The following is a 19,133-nucleotide window of genomic DNA, read 5'->3' as shown; positions in this document are numbered from 1 at the left end:
GTCCGCCTACTCGTGCGCGGCCACGAACCGGGCCCGCTCCTGCTCGCTGTCGACGTCGCTGTACAGGTCGTCGGCGAGGTCCACGCGCAACCAGTGCAACCGCCCGGTGAACCGGTTGTCGACCACCGGGTAGTCGTCGGTCACCGGCGAAGCCCGGTCCACCCCCACGTCGAAGGTCTCGTCGAACGCGAAGTAGTACGGGATCGTCGCGTCCACCCGGCCCTCGGCCACCTGCTCGCCGTCCACCGACAACGTCACCGAACCGCCTTTGCCGACCCCACCGCCGTCGTAGGCGAACGCCATGCGGACCTCGTGGCGTCCGGCGGGCAGCGGCTCCGGCGACCGCACGGTGCGGACCGTCAGTCCGAAGTGGTTGTAGGCGTAGCTGAGCCGGCCCCGGTGGAAGTAGAACGACCAACCGCCGAACCTCCCGCCCTGCGCCACGAGCACGCCCTCGGCCCCTCCGTCGGGAACGTCGACCTCCGCGGTCAGGGCGTGCGAGCGGTTCTTGACGTTCGGCGCGGTCTCCTCGGTCAGCCGCTTGGCCCCCGCGTGGAAGGTCACCGAAGTCCGGTCGCCCATCAGGTCCAGCCGACCGGCCTCCTTCGGGTTCTCCCGCTCGGTCATCCGGTCGTCCAGCGGCAGCACGTTGTGCTTGACCGCCTCGATCAGGAAGAGCTGTTGGAGTTCGCGCAGTTTCTCCGGGTGTTCGGCGGCGATGTCGCGCGCCTGCGTCCAGTCCGAGGTGGTGTCGTAGAGCTCCCAGACGTCGTCGTCGAAGGAGCGTTCCTCGCCGTCCTGCACCATCACCCACGGCGTGCCGTGCCGGGTCACCGCCATCCAGCCGTCCTGGTAGATGCCGCGGTTGCCGACCATCTCGAAGTACTGCACGCGGTGGCGGTCGGGCGCGTCGGCGTCGTTGAAGCTGTAGAGCATGCTGGTGCCCTCGATGGGCTGCTGGGCGATGCCGTTCACCTCGGTCGGGTGCGGGATGCCCGCCGCCTCCAGCACCGTCGGCAGCACGTCGATGACGTGGTGGAACTGGTGCCGGATCCCGCCGTTCTCGGCGATGCCCCGCGGCCAGTGCACGATCATCCCGTCCCGGGTCCCGCCGAAGTGCGAGGCGACCTGCTTGGTCCACTGGTACGGCGTGTTCATCGCCAGCGCCCAGCCGACCGGGTAGTGCGCGTGGGTGGTGGCGTCGCCCAACGCGTCGTCGTGGGCGTTGATGAACTCGGCGCTGTCCGGGATGCCGCTGGCGAAGCGGTGTTCGTTGAGCGTGCCGCCCAGACCGCCCTCGGCGGAGGCACCGTTGTCGCCGAGGATGTAGACGAACAGCGTGTTGTCCAGCTCGCCGATCTCCTCCAGCGCGTCGACGAACCGGCCGACCTGGTCGTCGGTGTGCTCGGCGAAGCCGGCGTAGAGCTCCATCAGGGACGCGGCGGCCCGCTTCTCGGCGTCGGACAGCTCGTCCCAGTGCGGCACTCCCTCGGCCCACGGCGCCAGCTCGGCGTCCTGCGGCACGACGCCGAGTTCCTTCTGCCGCCGCAGGGTGATCTCGCGCTGCTCGTCCCAACCGTGGTCGAACCTGCCCCGGTACTTCTCGCGGTACTCCTTGGGCACGTGGTACGGCGCGTGCGTGGCGCCGAAGGGCAGGTACACGAAGAACGGGTTGTCCGGCTTGAGCGAGTGCTGGTCGCGGACCCAGTCGATGGCCTGGTCCACCAGGTCCTCGGACAGGTGGTAGCCGTCCTCGGGCTTGCGGGACGGTTCGACCGGCTTCGTGCCGTCGAACAGCACCGGGTACCAGTGGTTCATCTCGGCGCACAGGAAGCCGTAGAATCTGTCGAAGCCCTCACCGGTCGGCCACCGGTCGAACGGCCCGGCCGCGCTGACATCGCGCGCCGGGGTCTGGTGCCACTTGCCGAACGCAGCGGTGCTGTACCCGTTCCCCTGCAGGATCTGGCCCATCGTGGCGGCGCTCAACGGCCGGATGCCGCAGTAGCCGGGCGCGGCGCTGGCCATCTCCGTGGTGACGCCCATGCCCACCGAGTGGTGGTTGCGCCCGGTCAGCAGCGCCTGCCGGGTCGGCGAGCAGATCGCCGTGACGTGGAAGCGGCTGTAGCGCAGGCCGCCGTCGGCCAGCCGTTCCGCGGTCGGCATGCGGCACGGACCGCCGAACGCGCTCGGTGCGCCGAAACCCATGTCGTCGACGAGCACCACGACCACGTTCGGCGCGCCCTCCGGTGGCGTGAGCGGCTGCTGCGGTTGGAACGGCGGGCGCTGGTCGCGGACGTCCAACGCGTTCGCCGAAGGCCGCTCCGGACCGGGGATCGGCAACCGTTCACGGGACACGCTCATGCACGACCTCCAGCGCCACGCCACCGCGTTCCGCGGTGCACCAAGGGATTCAGCGCGGCGAAGACCGAAAGGCGAAGCCGCGCAATGACATTCCGCCCCGGATGCTAGTCGTCACCCGGCCCGGCACAAGGACGTCCGCATGCCGGGCAGGAGACGCGGTTCACCCCACCGCCGAACGCTGCCTGGTCAACCGCGTGCCATGGCGGCGCAGACCGGTTGTCGATGCGGCCCATAGAAGCCGCCTATGGGATGTGCCAGCTCCGCAGGAACGGCCACGTGGTGTCGAACGCCTCCGAGTCGCTGGATTTGCCGACCAGCCCGCACTCCTCCCGACCTGCGTTCGAAGGCGGTCAGCCGCGAACCGGAGGGCGCGGACTACCGCGGGTCACTTCTTGCCCTTCTTCTCGTCCTTGCCCGCGTCGTCGGTGGACAGCGCGGCGACGAAGGCTTCCTGCGGGACCTCGACGCGGCCGATGGTCTTCATCCGCTTCTTGCCTTCCTTCTGCTTCTCCAGCAGCTTGCGCTTCCGGCTGATGTCACCGCCGTAGCACTTGGCCAGCACGTCCTTGCGGATGGCGCGGATCGTCTCGCGGGCGATCACCCGCGACCCGATGGCGGCCTGGATCGGCACCTCGAACTGCTGGCGCGGGATCAGCTCGCGCAGCTTGGTGGCCATCTTCGTGCCGTAGGCGTAGGCCGAGTCGCGGTGCACGATCGCGCTGAACGCGTCCACCGCCTCGCCCTGCAGCAGGATGTCGACCTTGACCAGGTTGGACGACTGGTCGCCCGCTTCCTCGTAGTCCATCGACGCGTAGCCGCGGGTGCGCGATTTGAGCTGGTCGAAGAAGTCGAACACGATCTCGGCGAGCGGCAGCGTGTACCGCAGCTCCACGCGGCTCTCCGAGAGGTAGTCCATGCCGGACAGCTGCCCGCGGCGCCCCTGGCACAGTTCCATGATCGTGCCCACGAACTCCGACGGGGCGATCACGGTGCACTTGGCGACCGGTTCGCGGACCTCCCGGATCTTGCCCTCGGGCCAGTCCGACGGGTTGGTGACCTCCAGCTCGGTGCCGTCCTCCAGCTCCACGTGGTAGACGACGTTGGGCGCGGTGGAGATCAGGTTCAGGTCGAACTCGCGCTCCAGCCGGGCCCGGGTGATCTCCAGGTGCAGCAGGCCGAGGAAGCCGCAGCGGAACCCGAAGCCCAGCGCGCCCGACGTCTCCGGCTCGTAGGTCAGCGCCGCGTCGTTGAGCTGCAGCTTGTCCAGGGCCTCCCGCAGCAGCGGGTAGTCCGAGCCGTCCACCGGGTAGAGCCCGGAGTAGACCATCGGCTTCGGTTCCCGGTAACCGCTCAGCGGCTCCTCGGCGCCCTTGCGCTCGGAGGTGACGGTGTCGCCGACCTTGGACTGGCGGACGTCCTTCACACCGGTGATCAGGTAGCCGACCTCGCCGACGCCGAGCCCCTTGGACGGCTTCGGCTCCGGCGAGATGATGCCGACTTCCAGCAGCTCGTGCGTGGCGCCGGTGGACATCATCCGGATCCGCTGGCGCGGCGTGATCTTGCCGTCCACCACCCGGATGTAGGTGACCACGCCGCGGTAGGTGTCGTAAACCGAGTCGAAGATCATCGCGCGGGGCGGCGCGTCGGCCACGCCCTCCGGCGGCGGGACCTGCCGCACCACCTCGTCCAGCACGGCGTCGACGCCCTCGCCGGTCTTCGCCGAGACCCGCAGCACGTCCTCCGGGTCGCACCCGATGATGTGGGCCAGCTCGGCGGCGTACTTGTCCGGCTCGGCCGCGGGCAGGTCGATCTTGTTGAGCACCGGGATGATCTGCAGGTCGTGCTCCATGGCGAGGTAGAGGTTCGCCAGCGTCTGCGCCTCGATGCCCTGGGCCGCGTCGACCAGCAGGATCGCGCCCTCGCACGCGGCCAGCGACCGGCTCACCTCGTAGGTGAAGTCGACGTGGCCGGGGGTGTCGATCATGTGCAGCACGTGGTCGACCCCGTCGACGGTCCACGGCAGCCGCACGTTCTGCGCCTTGATCGTGATGCCGCGCTCACGCTCGATGTCCATCCGGTCGAGGTACTGCGCCCGGTACGCGCGTTCCTCCAGAACCCCGGTGAGCTGCAACATCCGGTCGGCCAGCGTCGACTTGCCGTGGTCGATGTGCGCGATGATGCAGAAGTTCCGGATGCGTTCGGGATCCGTGAACGTGGTGTCGGCGAAGCTGGTCACTCCGTGGTCCTCGCGGATGTCGGTGCAGGGGTCACCCCATGTTCCCACGACACGGGGAGCGCCCGGCGCCCAACTCCGGGTCGCCCCCGGTGCGGGCCCGCACCCGCCGCTGCTGAACTGGGGCGATGAGCGGGCGCGGCGTGTTCGCCGAGCGACGCGAACGGAGATCATCGCCGGGGCGCCGGTGCTGCTCCGGATCCGGGTGCACCGCGCTCAGCGGCTCACGGTTGCCGGACGTCGGCGCGGAGCGGATGACCGTCCGGGATCTCCACCAGCACGATCCGCATGCCGTCCGGATCGGCGATCCACGCCTCGTCGAGACCCCACGGCTGGCGGGCGGGCTCGGCCAGCTCGGTGACGCCGAGCTCGCGGAGCCGCTGGAACTCGGCCCGGACGTCCCGCACCTGCAACCACAGCACCTGGTCGGGACTCGGCCCCTGCTCACCCCGCCCGGACACCTCCAGGAACCCCTGCCCGAGGAAGAACACGATGCCACCGGGGAACTCCCGGAAGATCGCCAGTCCGAGCACGTCCCGGTAGAACTCGACCGCGCCGTCCGGGTCCCGGGGCCGCAGGATCATCCGGCTGTTCAGGACCTCCATGCCCTGTTTGTACCGGCCCGGCTCACGCCACGCCGAGGAGAACAACACCGGCGAGTACCACCACGGCACCGGTCATGCGCCTGCCCGGTTGGGCCTCACCGAGGACGCGCCAGGCCAGCAGGCCCGCCAGCACGATGCTCAGCTCGCGGGCCGGGGCGACCAGGCTCACCGGCGCCAGCTGCATCGCGAACAGCACCAGGATGTAGGCCAGCGGCGACAGCAGGGCCACGGCCAGGACCTCCTTGCGGTGCTCGGTCCAGATCGAGGCGATCTGCCCGCGCCGGGGCAGGGCGTAGGGGGCGAGGAACACCGAACGGGCGAAGTTGCTCGTCCAGTCGAACAGCAGCGGCGAGAGCGCGAGCCCGGTCACGGCGTGCGCGTCCCAGACCGTGTAGGTCGCGATCAACGCGCCGGTGACCAGGCCGAACCCGACCCCGGCCAGACTCGCCCGGGAACGCGGCACGCCATCGGAGAACCCGATCACGAACACGCCCAGGACGACCAGCGCTCCGCCCAGCAGGCCCACGGCCCCGGGCCGCTCGCCGAGCACGAGGACGGCGAACAGCATCGACAGCATCGGGCCGGTCCCGCGCGCCAGCGGGTAGACGACGGACATGTCGGCGGCCCCGTAACCGCGCTGCAACAGCAGGAAGTAGGCGAGGTGCACCACCGCGCTCACCGCGACGCCGACCAGCCAGTCGGACAGCGCCGGGGCACCGGCCCACAGCAGGGAGCCCGCCATCACCGGCAGGTAGAGGACGGCTGAACAGGTGGCGGTCAACCAGACGAAGCCCGCTCCGGCGGAGCCCGCCCGCTTGGCGAAGAAGTTCCACGCCGCGTGGCAGAAGGCGGCGGCGATGACCAACAGGACGGCGGCGAAACCCATCGAACCCTCTCGGGGCCGCGCGGGCGCGCGGCCTCCGGGTTCCTCCAGGCTTTTGTCCCGTCAGATGTGCGGGCGCTTCCTGCCACGCCCGTCGGTGCCGCTCGGACCTGACCTCCGCGCTTCTGGTTGTGTGGTCTGCGACGGCGAAGCGGAAGCGGAACCCTAGGCACAACCCCTCGGAGATCCTAATCAGCGGGGTGCCGGACGCTCATCCGTCCGTGCCGCGCATCACTCCTCGGCCGACCGGACGGCCAGCTTCGCCAACCGCCGCGGCGTCGGCCAGCGCACCTTGTAGACCCAGCCGAGCTTCTCCAGCAACCAGATCAGCCGGGCGGAGATGTCGATCTGACCCCGGCGCACCCCGTGGCGCGCGCACGTGGGATCGGCGTGGTGCGAGTTGTGCCACGACTCGCCGAACGACAGCAGCGCCAGCGGCCAGAAGTTCGCCGACCGGTCGCGGCTCCTGAACGGCCGCTCGCCGATCATGTGGCAGATCGAGTTCACCGACCACGTGACGTGGTGCAGCACCGCCACCCGCACCAGCCCGGCCCAGAAGAACCCGGTGAGCACCCCGGTCCAGGACCAGGTGAGCAGCCCTCCGAGGAGCGCCGGCATGAGCAGCGTGGTCGCGGTCCACACCGGGAACAGCCGGTCGACGACGCGGATGCCCCGGTCACCGCGCAGGTCGGGGGCGAAGCGCTTGGCGTTGGTCAGATCCCGCTCGAACAGCCACCCCATGTGCGCGTGCCAGAACCCGCGTGCGAGGGCGATCGGACTCGTGCCGAACAGCCACGGCGAATGCGGATCGCCCTCCCGGTCGGCATAGGCGTGGTGCCGCCGGTGGTCCGCGACCCAGCGGATCACCGGCCCCTGGACGGCCATGCTCCCGGCGACCGCGAGCGCCACCCGGAGCGCTCGCTTCGCCTTGAACGCGCCGTGCGTGAAGTAACGGTGGAAACCGATCGTCACGCCGAGGCCGCTCAGGCAGTAGAAGAACACCGCGAGGGCCACGTCGATCCAACTCAACCCCCATCCCCACGCGACGGGGACGGCGATGGCCAAGGCGACCATCGGGACGATGACGAACGTGCCCACCAGCGCGGTCGCCCCGCGCGGGCGCTGGCCGAAGGTGATCGGTTCTGCGCCACCGCCAACGGAAATGCCGGTCATGGGACCACTTCCCCGAATGCGTACTCCACCTGTGAGCCCGAATTCCTAGAGTCCGGCAGGCGCCCGGGCCTCGCAAGATCAATTGGGCGTTCCACGAGGGCGGGTGGCCGCGAAGCCGCAGGTGGGCGTTGTTAGCATGACCAGTCGTGCCGTGCGGCGTTCCGCCGTGGAGGAAAGCTGCCCCGGGCAGTGCCAGACAAGCGCGGCGCGATCGACACCAGACGAGAGAGAGGCACCGCAGTGGCCAACATCAAGTCCCAGATGAAGCGGATCCGCACCAACGAGAAGAACCGGCTGCGCAACAAGTCCGTGAAGTCCTCGGTCAAGACGGCCATCCGCAAGTTCCGCGAGGCCGCTGCTGCCGGTGACAAGGACAAGGCCGTCGAGCTGCAGCGGGCCGCCGCCCGCGCGCTGGACAAGGCCGTCAGCAAGGGTGTCATCCACAAGAACCAGGCGGCGAACAAGAAGTCGGCGTTGGCCAAGGCCGCCGACAAGCTCTGATCGCCTCCGCGATTCGCGAAAGGCCCTTCCCGGCGGGAAGGGCCTTTTTCGTCATCTCTCGGAACGGCTGTTCCGCAGTTCGAGCAAGCGCCGCACCGCGCGTTCGAGCGCGTACTCGGCGTCCGCGGCCACGCCCTTGACGTCGGCGTTGACCTCGGCCACCACCTGCAACGCCTCGCTCAGCGCGGAGCTGTTCCAGCCGCGCGACTGCGCGAGCGCCTTCTTGACCTTCCACGGCGGCATGCCCAGCTCGCCTGCCAGCCGGAACGGGTCGCTGCGGCCCACCGAGGCGACCCGGCCGATGGTGCGCACCGCGTCGGCGAGGGCGTCGGCGATGAGCACGTGCGGAACACCGAGCTGCAGCGCCCACCGCAGCGCTTCCAGCGCCCCGGCGCGGTCTCCGGTCACCGCCTTCTCGGCGACCGCGAAGCCGGTGACCTCGGCACGGCCGCGGTGGTAGCGCCGGACCGCGTTCTCGTCCACCCGCCCACCGGCGTCCGCGACGAGTTGGGTGGCCGAGGAGGACAGCTCCCGCAGGTCCGAGCCGACCGTCTCGATGAGCGCGGACACCCCGGCGGCGTCGATCTTGCCGCCCGCCCGGCGCACCTCGTCGCGCACGAACGCCTCGCGGTCGGCCGGTTTGGTGATCTTCTTGCACTCGGTGACCTGGGCTCCGAGCTTGCGCAGCGCGTTCGGCAGTTCCTTGGCGTGCTTGGCCCGGCCACCGCCGCTGTGCACGACGACCAGGACGACACCGTCCGCGGGTTGCCGCGCGTGCGACAGCAACGCCTCGGCGATCTCCTTGCCCGCGTCCTGCGCTCCGTCGAGGGCGACCACCCGGCCCTCCGCGAACAGCGAGGGGCTGAGCAGTTCGTCGAGTTCCGGCGGGGTGAGTTCGGTCACCTTGATCCGGCGCAGTTCCGCCGCCGGATCCGCCGCGCGGGCCGCGCTCACCGCCGCGCGCACCGCCCGCTCGACCAGCAGTTCCTCATCGCCGAGCACGAGGTGCAACGGATCGGGGACGACGGCCGGTGAACTCATGACCGCATGGTCCCACGGGGCGCTGACGATCCCGGCATCTGGATCGTGCTGGCCAGATCGCGGCACGGTCCACTAGCGTGGCCGCCACAACCGAATAGCTCATCCAGAGGGGTAGAGGGACCGGCCCGATGAAGCCCCGGCAACCGTCGCCCGCGAATCGTGCTCCGTCGCGAGGCCGCAGGCGAAAAAGGTGCCAATTCCGACCCGTCCGCGGGACAGATGAGGAAAGGACCTCGCGATGACCGCTGCTGCCCACGCCCGGACTGCCGCCAACAAGGCCCTGGACCTGGGACCCGCCGTCGAACTGGTGTCCAAGGAAGAGGGCCACCGCCAGCCGCTGGCACCGGAATTCGTTTCTCTCGAAGACTTCTCCCCCCTCGAAGTCGCCTACGACTTCGGCCGGGTGCGCCGCGAGGACATCGAGGCCGGGCCGCGTTCGATCTGGCGGTACAAGAAGTTGCTGCCCGTCCCCTCCAACGTCGAGGAGCACCCCAACACCGAGCCCGGCTGTACCAGGCTGGTCCGCGCCGACAAGTTGGCGAAAGCGCTGGGCGTGAAGCGGATCTGGATCAAGGACGACACCGGCAACCCGACGCACTCGTTCAAGGACCGCGTGGTCGCGGTGGCGCTGGCCGCCGCGCGCGAGTTCGGGTTCAAGGTGCTGGCCTGCCCGTCCACCGGCAACCTGGCCAACGCCGTGGCCGCTGCCGCCGCCCGAGCAGGCTGGAACTCGGTGGTGCTGGTCCCCAAGACCCTCGAACGCGCCAAGATCCTGATGAGCGCGGTCTACGACGGGTCGCTGCTGGCCGTGGACGGCAACTACGACGACGTGAACCGGCTCGCCACCGAGCTGGCCGGCGAGCACGAGGACTGGGCGTTCGTCAACGTCAACGTCCGCCCCTACTACTCCGAGGGCTCCAAGACGCTGGCGTTCGAGGTCGCCGAGCAGCTCGGCTGGCGGCTGCCGGAGCAGATCGTCGTTCCCATCGCCTCCGGTTCGCAGTTGACCAAGGTCTACAAGGGCTTCAACGAACTCGGTGAGGTCGGCTTGGTGGACCCCAGCCCGGTGCGGATCTTCGGCGCCCAGGCCACCGGCTGTTCCCCGGTGTCGACCGCCTACAAGAGCGGCCACGACACGGTGCAGCCCGTCCGGCCGGACACCATCGCCCGCTCGCTGGCGATCGGCGCCCCCGCCGACGGCCCGTACGTGCTGGACGTGGTCCGCAAGACCAACGGCGCGATCGAGGACGTCACCGACGAGGAGGTCGTCGAGGGCATCCGGCTGCTGGCCCGCACCGAGGGCATCTTCGCCGAGACCGCCGGTGGTGTCACCGTGGCCACGGCCAAGAAGCTCATCGAGGCCGGCAAGATCGACCCGGACGCCGAGACCGTCCTGCTGATCACCGGTGACGGGCTGAAGACCCTGGACGCCGTCCAGGACCGCATCGGCCCGAAGGCCACCGTCGCGCCGACCACCGAGGCGGTCGACGAAGCGCTCGGGCTCTGAGAGCCTGTCTTTGACCTCGTTGTGCGCGGCGGTGCCGGGAGCGGAACCTCAGCGGCCCGCCCGTCGCCCGCCCCCAACGAGGCGCTGACACGCCGCAGTCACATCGACTCCGGGAGCCCAGACATCATGTAGCCCCGCTCGGCCCGCCCGTCACGGACCCGCGCGGATCGGTTCGCCGCGGACGGCGAACCGCGGGCCCTGCGGGCCGGGCAGGATCGCGATGTCCCCGTCCTCGTCGGTGCGCAGCGTCCTGGTGCCGGTGCGGGCCAACGCGCCGGTCACGAGCGGACTCGGGTGGCCGTAGCTGTTGCCGTTGCCGACGCTGATCACGGCGAGCCGCGGCCGCACCGCCCGGAGGAATTTCGGCGTCGTGTAGCGGGATCCGTGGTGCGGGACCTTGAGGACGTCGGCGCGCAGGTCCGCCCCGGACGACAGCAGTTGCGCCTGGCCGGCCAGCTCGACGTCGCCGGTCAGCAGGATCCGCCCCGCCGCTGTGGTCGCCATCAGCACCACGGAAGCGTCGTTCGCGTCATCCGCCGACGTGGTCCGCGCCAGCGGCCCCACCGGCCCGAGCACGTCGAGGACCAGCCCTGGCCAGGCCGCTCGCTGCCCCGCCGCCAACGGCACGACCGGGACCCGGTGCGCCCGGGCGTCGCGGCGGACGTCGCTCATCGCCCACGACGGCTCGTGCAGCGGCCCGACCGCGACCGCACCGACCGGCAGATCGGCGAGCAGCGCTCCGAGACCCCCGACGTGGTCGGCGTGAAGGTGCGTCAGCACCACCAGGGGGACGCGGCGAATTCCCAGTCGTCGCAGGCATTCCGCCGACCTGCTCGGGTCGGGCCCGGTGTCGACCACGACCGCTTCGCCCTCCCGGCCGGTGGACAACACGTGCCCGTCACCCTGGCCGACGTCGCAGGCGACCATGCTCCACCCCGGAGTCGGCCAGCCCGGGAGGAAGCCGCGCACCGGTACCAGCACGAGCACCGCGAGCACGACCAGGAAGGCCGCTCCCCGCCTGAGCCTGCTGCTGCGCGAGCAGAACAGCGCGAACGCGACGAGCCCGGCCAGCAACAGCCCACCGACCGTCCCGGACGGCCAGTCGACCACGGCCCCGGGCACCGCCGCCGCGCGGTCGGCGACCAGCAGGATCCACTCCAGTTCCGGTCCGGCCAGCCACCCGAACACGTCCGCCGCCGAGGACCACACCGGCGTGGCTGCGGTGGCGAGCACCCCGAATACGGTGGCGGGTGCGACGACCGGGTCGGCGAGCAGATTCGCCACCACGGCCACCAGGCTGACCTCCCCCGTCAGCCCTGCGAGCAGGGGCGCGGTGACGACGTGCGCGGCCAGCGGAACCGCGAGTGCTTCGGCCAGTCCGCGCGGTACTCCTCTGGCGTGCAGTGCCGACGACCACGAGGGCGCCAGGAGCACGAGTCCGGCGGTCGCGGCGACCGACAGCGCGAACCCCGCGTTGACCGCCAGTTCGGGGAGCACCAGCAGCAGGCCGATCGCGGAGGCCGCGAGGACCGGCAGCACCGACCGCCGCCTGCCCACCACGAGCGCCAGCAACGCCACCGCGCCCATGACCGCGGCCCGCAGCACGCTGGGTTCCGGTCCGGTCAGGACCACGAACCCGACCAGTGCCGTGCCCGCGCCGAGCGCGGACACCAGCGGCCCCGCCCCGACGAGGTGCAGCAGCAGGAGCACCGCCCCGCACACGATCGCGAGGTTCGCCCCCGACACCGCCGTCAGGTGGGTGAGCCCGGCGGTCTCGAAGTCCCGCTCGACCTCGGGGGACAGCGCCCCGGTGTCACCGACGACGAGCCCCGGCAGCAGTCCCGCCGCATCCGGCGGCAACACGGCGGCGCTGGTCCGCCGCAACCCCTGGCGCAGGTCCTCGGCGACCCGCTGCCACGTCGGAGGAGCGGTGATGCCGCTCGGCGGCCGGAACACCCGCACCGACGCGACGGTGAGATCGCCGCCGCGCGGTGGGGCGAGCTTGCCGGTCGCGAGCACCTGCTGGCCGCCGACCAGCCCTCGCCACTGCTCGGTCGGCACCAGCAGCACCACCGGGCCGCCCGCTTCGACGTGCCGGCCCGCGACTTCCGCGCTCCGCAGCTCCGCGTGCACGACCGCTCTGTCCTGCGCGCGACGGGCTCCGAAACCCGCGCCTCGCATCGGCCTCGGTGTTCCGCTCAAGGTGACCCGCACCGTCACCCGCGTTCCGCGGTCGGCCGCGGCCCGCAGCGGGTGGTGCTCGACCGCGTACTCGCGCACGGCGATCGCGGTGGCTGCGGCGACGGCGAGCAGCAGCACCCCGAGCGCTCCCCGGGTCCAGCTGCGCGACCGGAACGCCCACCACAACGTCGCGGCCGTGCCGAGGCCGGTGACCGCGAGCGCCGCGGCCGGTTTCCACCCCTCGGTCACGCCGATGAGCGTCACCGCCCAGACGGTGAGCGCCGCCGGAACCAGGCGGAGGTCGAGCCCCGGGATCGCGCTCATACCCGCACCAACTCCCGCAGGCGGGCGAAGCGCGACTCACCGATCCCACCCACCTCCCGCAGCTGGTCGACCGAGTCGAACCGGCCGTGCTCGGTGCGCCACTGGACGATCCGGCGGGCGGTGACCTCGCCGATTCCGGGCAGTGCATCGAATTGCTCCTCCGTCGCGGTGTTCAGATCGACCTTCCCGTCCCCCGCGCCGCCGCCCGACTGCCCGGCGGCCTGCGCCGGTGCGGGGACGGCGACGTAGAGCTGTTCCCCGTCGACGAGCCGGCGGGCGAGGTTGAGCGCGGTGACGTCGGTGTCCGGCAGCGGACCGCCTGCGGCGTCGAGCGCGTCGGCGACGCGGGATCCCGCGGGCACGGTGACCAATCCGGGACGCTCCACCTTGCCCACGACGCTGACGACCAACTGCGCGGGAGCGCTCGCCGCAGGAGGCGGTGGCGGCGAGAGCGGCAGCGGCGGCGCGGGTTCGGCCACCGGGCGCTGGAGCCAGGTCGCGGTCACGACGCAGCCCACGACGACCAGCGCCACCAATCCCAGTGCGAGCAGTCCAGCTCGTCCTGGGTCCACTCTGGACCGGAGGACGCACTCGGGAAGCCAGCGCGAAGCCAACCGCGCCAGCGGCGAACGCGACGCGGACTCCGGCTCGGTCACCGAATACCCGGGCCCTGCCCGCTCTTCGGGATCATCGTAGGCCGCTTCCTTCCGCAGGGCTCGCAGCCGAGCCCGCGGGGGAGCTTCGGAGTCGTCGAATTCCTCGGAACCACGGCGGAAACTTCGAACGTCGAACATGCACCCGAAGCTAGGCGAGCCGAAAACCCGTGCACAGACCCAACTTCGACATCTGTGGACAACTGGGTCCGCTGTGGACAACTCAGTTGGGCGGATTCAGCTCCATCGTGTGGAATCCACCGTCCGAAAGGGACTCACGCGCTCGGATGCCAGCCACCGGGCAACACCACGACCCCGACCGCACCCGGCCCGATGTGCGCCCCGATCACCGCGCCGACCTCCGAGACGACGCAGTCGACGGCCTCCCCCAGACGTCGGCGGAACTGCTCGGCGAGCTGCTCCGCGCGGTCCGGGGCGGCCAGGTGGTGCACCGCGACGGCGGCCGGCCCCGCACCCGCCGCCGCTGCGGACACCTCCGACAACCGGGCCATCGCCCGAGTCGTCGTGCGCACCTTCTCCAACGCCTCGATCCGGCCGTCGTGGACGTGCAGCAGCGGCTTGATCGCCAGTGCGGTGCCGAGCACCGCCGCCGCAGTGCCGATCCGGCCACCGCGGCGCAGGTGTTCCAACGTCTGCACGGAGAACAGGGTGGTGGTGCGCTCGGCCGTCGTCTCCGCCACGCGCTCCACCTCGGAAAGCGCGGCTCCGGACTCCGCCGCGGCCGCGGCCGCCAGCACGGAGAACCCCAGGCCCATCGCCGCCGACCGGGAGTCGACGACCCGCACCCGCTCGGGGTCGACCTCGCGGGCCGCGCACCGCGCCGCGTCCCACGTGCCCGACAGGCGCCGGGACAGGTGCACCGCCACGACGCCGTCCGCACCCCCGTCGAGCGCCTCGCGGTACGCCTCCGCCAGTTCACGGGGGGAAGCACCGGCCGTGGTCACCCGGTGCCTGCGGTCGAACGCGCGGGCCAGGTCGTCCGGCCCGAAGCGGGATTCGTCCACCGGAGCCGCCCCATCGACGCTGACGTGCAGCGGAACGGTTCGGACCGAGAAGCGCCGCGCGTAGCCTTCCGGCAGGTACGCCGTCGAATCAGTGACGACCGCAATGGACACGCCGCAACCCTACGACGCGGTCCGCCACGCGATCACTCCGGAACACCGGCGTTGTAGGCGAGCAGCCGCCAGCGGCGGTGGTCGTCGCTGCGCCGCCGCAGCGCGGCCCAGTGGCAGTTGGCGATCCCGCCCAGGCCCGGCCACAGGTCCAGCGGCAGCCCGAGCAGCTTCGCGGCCAGGGCGGTGATCAGCCCGCCGTGCGTGCACAGCAGCGCCGTCCCGCTGTGCTGGTGGTCGAGCTCCTCGACCACCTCGGCAGCGCGCTCGGCGACCTCCACGCGGGACTCCCCACCCGGCGGTGCCCACGTCGGATCGGACCGCCAGGTGGCCATCTGGCCGGGCCAGCCGTGCTCGACCTCGGCGCCGCTGAGTCCCTGCCACTCGCCGAGGTAGGTCTCCCGCAACCGCTTGTCCAGCTTGACCGCGGTGCCGCTGACCTCGGTGAACGCCTCGGCGGTCACCCGCGCCCGCCGGAGGTCGGAGCTGATCGCGACGCCCGGGGCGAACTCGGCGATCGCCGGAGCCGCCAGCCGCGCCTGCTGCCGACCCGTCTCGGTCAGCTCGCTGTCGAGGTGTCCCTGGATGCGCCCGGCGACGTTGTAGTCGGTCTCGCCGTGCCGCCAGAGCACGAGCTCGTCGAGGCTCACTCCTCGGCGTCCTGCTGCTCGGCCGGCCGGTCGGCGTCGGTGAACTCGATCCGCGGGCAGTCCTTCCACAGCCGTTCGAGCTGGTAGAAGGACCGCTCCTCGGAGTGCTGGACGTGCACGACGACATCGACGAAGTCGAGCAGGACCCACCGGCCCTCCCGGGCGCCCTCCCGGCGGACCGGCTTGCACCCCGCCGCGCGCATCTTCTCCTCGACGGCGTCGACGATCGCCTCGACCTGCCGTTCGTTGTCCGCCGAGGCGATCATGAAGCAGTCGGTGATGACCAGCTGCTCGGAGACATCCAGCAGGACCACGTCGGTCGCCTTCTTGTCGGCGGCGGCCTGCGCCGCCACCAGCGCCAGCTTGCGGGCGTTCTCGGTGGCTGCCACGTCACTCCTCTCGGGTGGGCCCGGTCTGCGACCCACGCCGGTAGAGGATAGCCAGCCGACCCGACGCGGCTACCAGGCCGTCAACCCGCGGCCGGGACCCGCTCCGAATTGAGCGCACGGGCACCGAGCCCGTGCCTACGAGCGGCCCGAGGTGCCGGGACGCCGCGCCGCGCGGACTCCCGGAGTGATCGACCGGGGCCGAGATGCACCGACTACGCATCGGACGATCTCGGTCCCCACTCCACCGCAGGCGAGTCGGAGCCCTCCCGGTACAGCCCGCGCTTGGTGATGTACTGCACGATCCCGTCCGGCACCAGGTACCACACGGGCAGTCCCGCGCGGACCCGGTCGCGGCAGCCCGTCGACGAGATCGCCATGGCCGGGATCTCCACCAGCGACACCGCGCCCTTGGGCAGGTGCGCGCCGTCGAGCGAGTAGCCGGGCCGCGTGACGCCGATGAAGTGCGCCATGTCGAACAGCTCGACGACCCGGTGCCAGGACACGATCTGCTCCAGCGCGTCGGCGCCGGTGATGAAGTACAGATCCGTGTCCGGATACTGCTCGCGCAGGTCGGAAAGGGTGTCGACGGTGTAGGTGGGACCGCCGCGGTCGATGTCCACCCGGCTGACCAGGAACCGCGGGTTGGACGCGGTGGCGATCACGGTCATCAGGTAGCGGTCCTCGGCCGGGCTGACGACCTCGTGGCTCTTCTGCCACGGCTGACCGGTCGGGACGAAGACCACCTGCTCCAGGCCGAACTGGGCCTGCACCTCACTGGCCGCCACCAGGTGCCCGTGATGAATGGGATCGAAGGTGCCACCCATGACACCGATCCGGCGCCGACGAGACATAGCTGCCAAGCCTAGGAAGGCGCGTCGGCCGGGGCATGTCCGGGTCGGCTCGGGAGTGAGGGGCACCTCAGGAGGGCCGTGACAAGCGGTGCGAGCCGCTTATCCCCCGGCGAGTACGCGAAGCAACCGGCACCGCGCCGCACCACGAGTCCGAAGACAGGGGATGACCGACCGCGGGACCCGACACCAGCTCCCCCCTGAGCCGGGCCCCGCGGCCCTGCGCGACGCGAGCGGCTGGGGGTCCCCGCTCGGCGGTCGCGGGCGCTGCCGTGTTGCAGGCGCGCACCCGTGAGACCCGGCCCGTGCGGGGACCGTGACGCCACGCCGGGCGTGTTCCCGGTCACTCCTCCGGGGCGATCACCGCACCGGTCTCCGCGTCCTTGACGGTGATCGCCTCGACCGGGCAGGACTCGGCTGCGTCGATCACCGCGTCGGCGGGCTCCACCTTCGCCTGCTTGACGCACGAGTAGCCGTCCTCCAGCCCGAAGTGGTCCGGAGCGGTCCCGACGCACATGCCCGAGCCGATGCACGTGTTGGCGTCGAGTTCGATCAACCAGCTCATTGGTCACCTCTTTCGAACATGAGCGAGATCACCGTCCACCCTCCCACGAAACAGGCATCCGCAGGGGCCCTCGCACCAGCATTCCCGACTTCCACACGACGTCCTCCGCCGAGTCGGCAAACCGCAGTCCGGGCAGCCGCGACAGCAGCGTGCGCAGCGCGACCTGCAGTTCCATGCGGGCCAGCTGGGCACCGAGGCAGTGGTGCGGGCCGTGACCGAATCCGATGTGGTTGGCCTCCTGGCGCAGCAGATCGAGGCGTTCCGGATCGTCGAACACCGCCTCGTCCCGGTTGGCCGAGGCGGTGTTGACCAGCACCGGTTCGCCCGCGCGGACCGTGACGCCGCTCAGCTCGACGTCCTCCTTGGCGTACCGGGGGCTCGCCGAGGCGACTCCGAGTGGGACGAAGCGCAGCAATTCCTCCACCGCGCGGGGCACGCCGTCCAGGTCGGCGCGCAGCGCGGCGAGCTGGTCGGGATGGGTCAGCAGCACGTAGACGAAGTTGGGGATCTGCGTCGCCGTGGTCTCGTGACCGGCCACCAGGATTCCCGACGCCAACCGCACCAGCTCGTCCTCGGAGAGCCTGTCGTGCTCGTCACGGGCCTCGATGAGCGCGCTGAGCAGGTCGTCCTCCGGCCGCTCGCGGCGCTTGGCGATCAGCCCGGCCATGTAGTCGTCCATCCGGCCGATGTAGTCCTCGACCTGCTCGGGGCCGAGCTTGGTCGTGGACAGGAACGCGTCCGACCAGATCCGGAACTGGGCGCGGTCCTCGAACGGCACGCCGAGCAGCTCGCAGATGACCGCGATCGGCAGCGGCAGCGCGAAGTCCTCGACGAGGTCCGCCGGCGCGCCGCGCTCCAGCATCCCGTCGACGAGGCCGTCGGCGATCTCCTGGGCCCGCGGGCGGACCTTCTCCACGCGCCGGTTGGTGAACGCCTTGGCGACGAGCTTGCGCAGGCGGGTGTGCTCCGGCGGATCCATCGACAGGATGCCGTTGGCGACGCTGCGTCGCGGACGCACCCGGGGCTCGTCCCGCTCGACCGCCTCGGCCCTGCTGAACCGGTGGTCGGCGAGGACGATCTTGGCGTCCTCGTAGCGGGTGGCGAGCCAGGCGTCCTCCCCGTACGGCAACCGGACCCGGGACAGCGGTTCCCGTCTGCGGAGTTCGGCGTAGAAGGGGTCGAGGTTGAGCCGGTCGGCTTCGCTGAACGGGTACGTCCTCGGCTCTGTGGTGGTCATGCGCGGCTCCCTGGGACGATGTAAGCGAGCGCTTACATCTTTTACGGTACGCCCGCCCGTCTCCCGACCACCACCCCACATGGAGACGCTTCGCGCCACAGCCACCGAACCGTCTCCCGACCACCACCCCACATGGAGACGCTTCGCGCCACAGCCACCGAACCGTCTCCCGACCACCACCCCACATGGAGACGCTTCGCGCCACAGCCACCACACCGTCTCCCGACCACCACCCCGTGCGAAGGCGCACCGCGACGGAGAGCGGATCACTCGCCGCCCGCGGACTCCGTCCGCTCCAGCAGGACGGAGACCGCGCGGAGCACGTGGGAGGCCACCACGTCCGGGTCGGCGTCGGCCAGCGGTTCCTTGCCCAGCACCGACCGGACCATGCCCAGGCCGAACAGCCAAGCGAGCACCAGGTCGGCGCGCAGTTCGGCGTCCTCGGCATCGCTCAGCTCCGCCAGCCGCGCCGTGTAGCGACCGCCCAGTTCGTCGCGCAGCAGCTCCGCCGCGCGTTCATCGCCGTACGAGCGCAACATCGCCGCGATCGGGTGCTCGTCGCCGCTGCGCCCCTCCGTCGACAGCAGGCTGCCGAGCAACCGCCGGGGCAGCTGCTCAGCGGTGGACTCGCCGAGGAAGCGCGTGCTGTTGTGGTTGAGCACCGCCGCGAACAGCTCCTGCTTGGAGCCGAAGTAGCGGAACAGCAGGGCCTGGTTCGCGCCGGCGCGGGTCGCCACGTCGCGCACGGTCGTCGCGTTGAAGCCGCGCTCGGCGAACAGTTCCGCCGCGGCCTGCAGCAACGCGTCCTTGGTGGCCGCCGAGTCCCGTTTGCGGCGCGACTGCGTCAAG

At 71.1% G+C, this 19,133-nt stretch carries 17 protein-coding genes and 1 riboswitch; of the genes, 2 read left to right on the top strand and 15 right to left on the bottom strand.

Going from position 1 to position 19,133, the window contains the following annotated elements; all coding sequences use genetic code 11:
• Positions 1 to 6 precede the first annotated feature (6 nt).
• The 5 genes from NV263_RS05730 to NV263_RS05710 all read right to left on the bottom strand — a co-directional run bounded on the left by NV263_RS05730 (position 7) and on the right by NV263_RS05710 (position 7,255).
• Complete coding sequence (locus NV263_RS05730; RefSeq protein ID WP_263251504.1) at positions 7 to 2,361, bottom strand: arylsulfatase; 2,355 nt, start codon at positions 2,359 to 2,361, stop codon at positions 7 to 9.
• 385 nt (positions 2,362 to 2,746) lie between these two features.
• A complete protein-coding gene (lepA, locus tag NV263_RS05725; RefSeq protein ID WP_263251503.1) occupies positions 2,747 to 4,597 on the bottom strand; it encodes a translation elongation factor 4 in 1,851 nt (616 codons plus the stop codon).
• 221 nt (positions 4,598 to 4,818) lie between these two features.
• Positions 4,819 to 5,199: a VOC family protein gene (locus NV263_RS05720; protein WP_263251502.1), complete on the bottom strand. Its 381-nt coding sequence runs from the start codon at positions 5,197 to 5,199 to the stop codon at positions 4,819 to 4,821.
• A gap of 22 nt (positions 5,200 to 5,221) precedes the next feature.
• The gene (locus tag NV263_RS05715) at positions 5,222 to 6,085 is read right to left on the bottom strand and encodes a DMT family transporter (protein WP_263251501.1); all 864 of its coding nucleotides are present in this window, start codon (positions 6,083 to 6,085) and stop codon (positions 5,222 to 5,224) included.
• A 228-nt stretch (positions 6,086 to 6,313) separates the two neighbouring features.
• Positions 6,314 to 7,255, bottom strand: a complete 942-nt coding sequence (locus NV263_RS05710) for an acyl-CoA desaturase (protein WP_380759040.1) — start codon at positions 7,253 to 7,255, stop codon at positions 6,314 to 6,316.
• 240 nt (positions 7,256 to 7,495) lie between these two features.
• Here NV263_RS05710 and rpsT point away from each other — a divergent pair, with 240 nt between their 5' ends.
• The gene (gene rpsT, locus NV263_RS05705) at positions 7,496 to 7,756 is read left to right on the top strand and encodes a 30S ribosomal protein S20 (RefSeq protein ID WP_263251500.1); all 261 of its coding nucleotides are present in this window, start codon (positions 7,496 to 7,498) and stop codon (positions 7,754 to 7,756) included.
• 51 nt (positions 7,757 to 7,807) lie between these two features.
• On the opposite strand, the gene holA is transcribed toward rpsT, so the two are convergent.
• A complete protein-coding gene (gene holA / locus NV263_RS05700; RefSeq protein WP_263251499.1) occupies positions 7,808 to 8,797 on the bottom strand; it encodes a DNA polymerase III subunit delta in 990 nt (329 codons plus the stop codon).
• Positions 8,798 to 8,893: 96 nt separating this feature from the next.
• Positions 8,894 to 9,023, top strand: a riboswitch (SAM riboswitch).
• A gap of 12 nt (positions 9,024 to 9,035) precedes the next feature.
• On the opposite strand from holA, the gene thrC reads away from it, so the two are divergent.
• The gene (thrC, locus tag NV263_RS05695; protein WP_263251498.1) at positions 9,036 to 10,304 is read left to right on the top strand and encodes a threonine synthase; all 1,269 of its coding nucleotides are present in this window, start codon (positions 9,036 to 9,038) and stop codon (positions 10,302 to 10,304) included.
• Between the two features lie 150 nt (positions 10,305 to 10,454).
• Here thrC and NV263_RS05690 read toward each other — a convergent pair whose 3' ends face one another.
• The 9 genes from NV263_RS05690 to NV263_RS05650 all read right to left on the bottom strand — a co-directional run bounded on the left by NV263_RS05690 (position 10,455) and on the right by NV263_RS05650 (position 19,132).
• On the bottom strand, positions 10,455 to 12,809 hold the full coding sequence (locus NV263_RS05690; protein WP_263251497.1) for a ComEC/Rec2 family competence protein: 2,355 nt from the start codon (positions 12,807 to 12,809) through the stop codon (positions 10,455 to 10,457).
• On the bottom strand, positions 12,806 to 13,342 hold the full coding sequence (locus NV263_RS05685) for a ComEA family DNA-binding protein (protein WP_263251496.1): 537 nt from the start codon (positions 13,340 to 13,342) through the stop codon (positions 12,806 to 12,808). The genes NV263_RS05690 and NV263_RS05685 overlap by 4 nt, the downstream gene beginning before the upstream one ends.
• A gap of 395 nt (positions 13,343 to 13,737) precedes the next feature.
• Positions 13,738 to 14,598: a DegV family protein gene (locus NV263_RS05680; protein WP_263251495.1), complete on the bottom strand. Its 861-nt coding sequence runs from the start codon at positions 14,596 to 14,598 to the stop codon at positions 13,738 to 13,740.
• Between the two features lie 32 nt (positions 14,599 to 14,630).
• The gene (locus tag NV263_RS05675; protein ID WP_263251494.1) at positions 14,631 to 15,245 is read right to left on the bottom strand and encodes a histidine phosphatase family protein; all 615 of its coding nucleotides are present in this window, start codon (positions 15,243 to 15,245) and stop codon (positions 14,631 to 14,633) included.
• Positions 15,242 to 15,634 carry a ribosome silencing factor gene (rsfS, locus tag NV263_RS05670; RefSeq protein ID WP_263251493.1) on the bottom strand — a complete coding sequence of 131 codons (393 nt, stop codon included), beginning with the start codon at positions 15,632 to 15,634 and terminating at the stop codon, positions 15,242 to 15,244. Before rsfS ends, NV263_RS05675 begins: the two co-directional genes overlap by 4 nt.
• A gap of 212 nt (positions 15,635 to 15,846) precedes the next feature.
• On the bottom strand, positions 15,847 to 16,485 hold the full coding sequence (nadD, locus tag NV263_RS05665) for a nicotinate-nucleotide adenylyltransferase (protein ID WP_263251492.1): 639 nt from the start codon (positions 16,483 to 16,485) through the stop codon (positions 15,847 to 15,849).
• Positions 16,486 to 16,825: 340 nt separating this feature from the next.
• The gene (locus NV263_RS05660; RefSeq protein ID WP_263251491.1) at positions 16,826 to 17,047 is read right to left on the bottom strand and encodes a ferredoxin; all 222 of its coding nucleotides are present in this window, start codon (positions 17,045 to 17,047) and stop codon (positions 16,826 to 16,828) included.
• A gap of 28 nt (positions 17,048 to 17,075) precedes the next feature.
• Positions 17,076 to 18,284 (bottom strand): cytochrome P450, encoded by a 1,209-nt coding sequence (locus NV263_RS05655; RefSeq protein ID WP_263251490.1) that lies wholly within the window; start codon positions 18,282 to 18,284, stop codon positions 17,076 to 17,078.
• Positions 18,285 to 18,550: 266 nt separating this feature from the next.
• Positions 18,551 to 19,132, bottom strand: a complete 582-nt coding sequence (locus NV263_RS05650; RefSeq protein WP_263251489.1) for a TetR/AcrR family transcriptional regulator — start codon at positions 19,130 to 19,132, stop codon at positions 18,551 to 18,553.
• Between the last annotated feature and the right edge of the window lies 1 nt (position 19,133).

The sequence above is a fragment of the Saccharopolyspora rosea genome, assembly GCF_025643595.1.
Taxonomy (GTDB): Bacteria; Actinomycetota; Actinomycetes; order Mycobacteriales; family Pseudonocardiaceae; genus Saccharopolyspora; species Saccharopolyspora rosea.
Note: the sequence above shows the minus strand (reverse complement) of the source record. Positions and strands in the feature narration are given on the sequence as shown.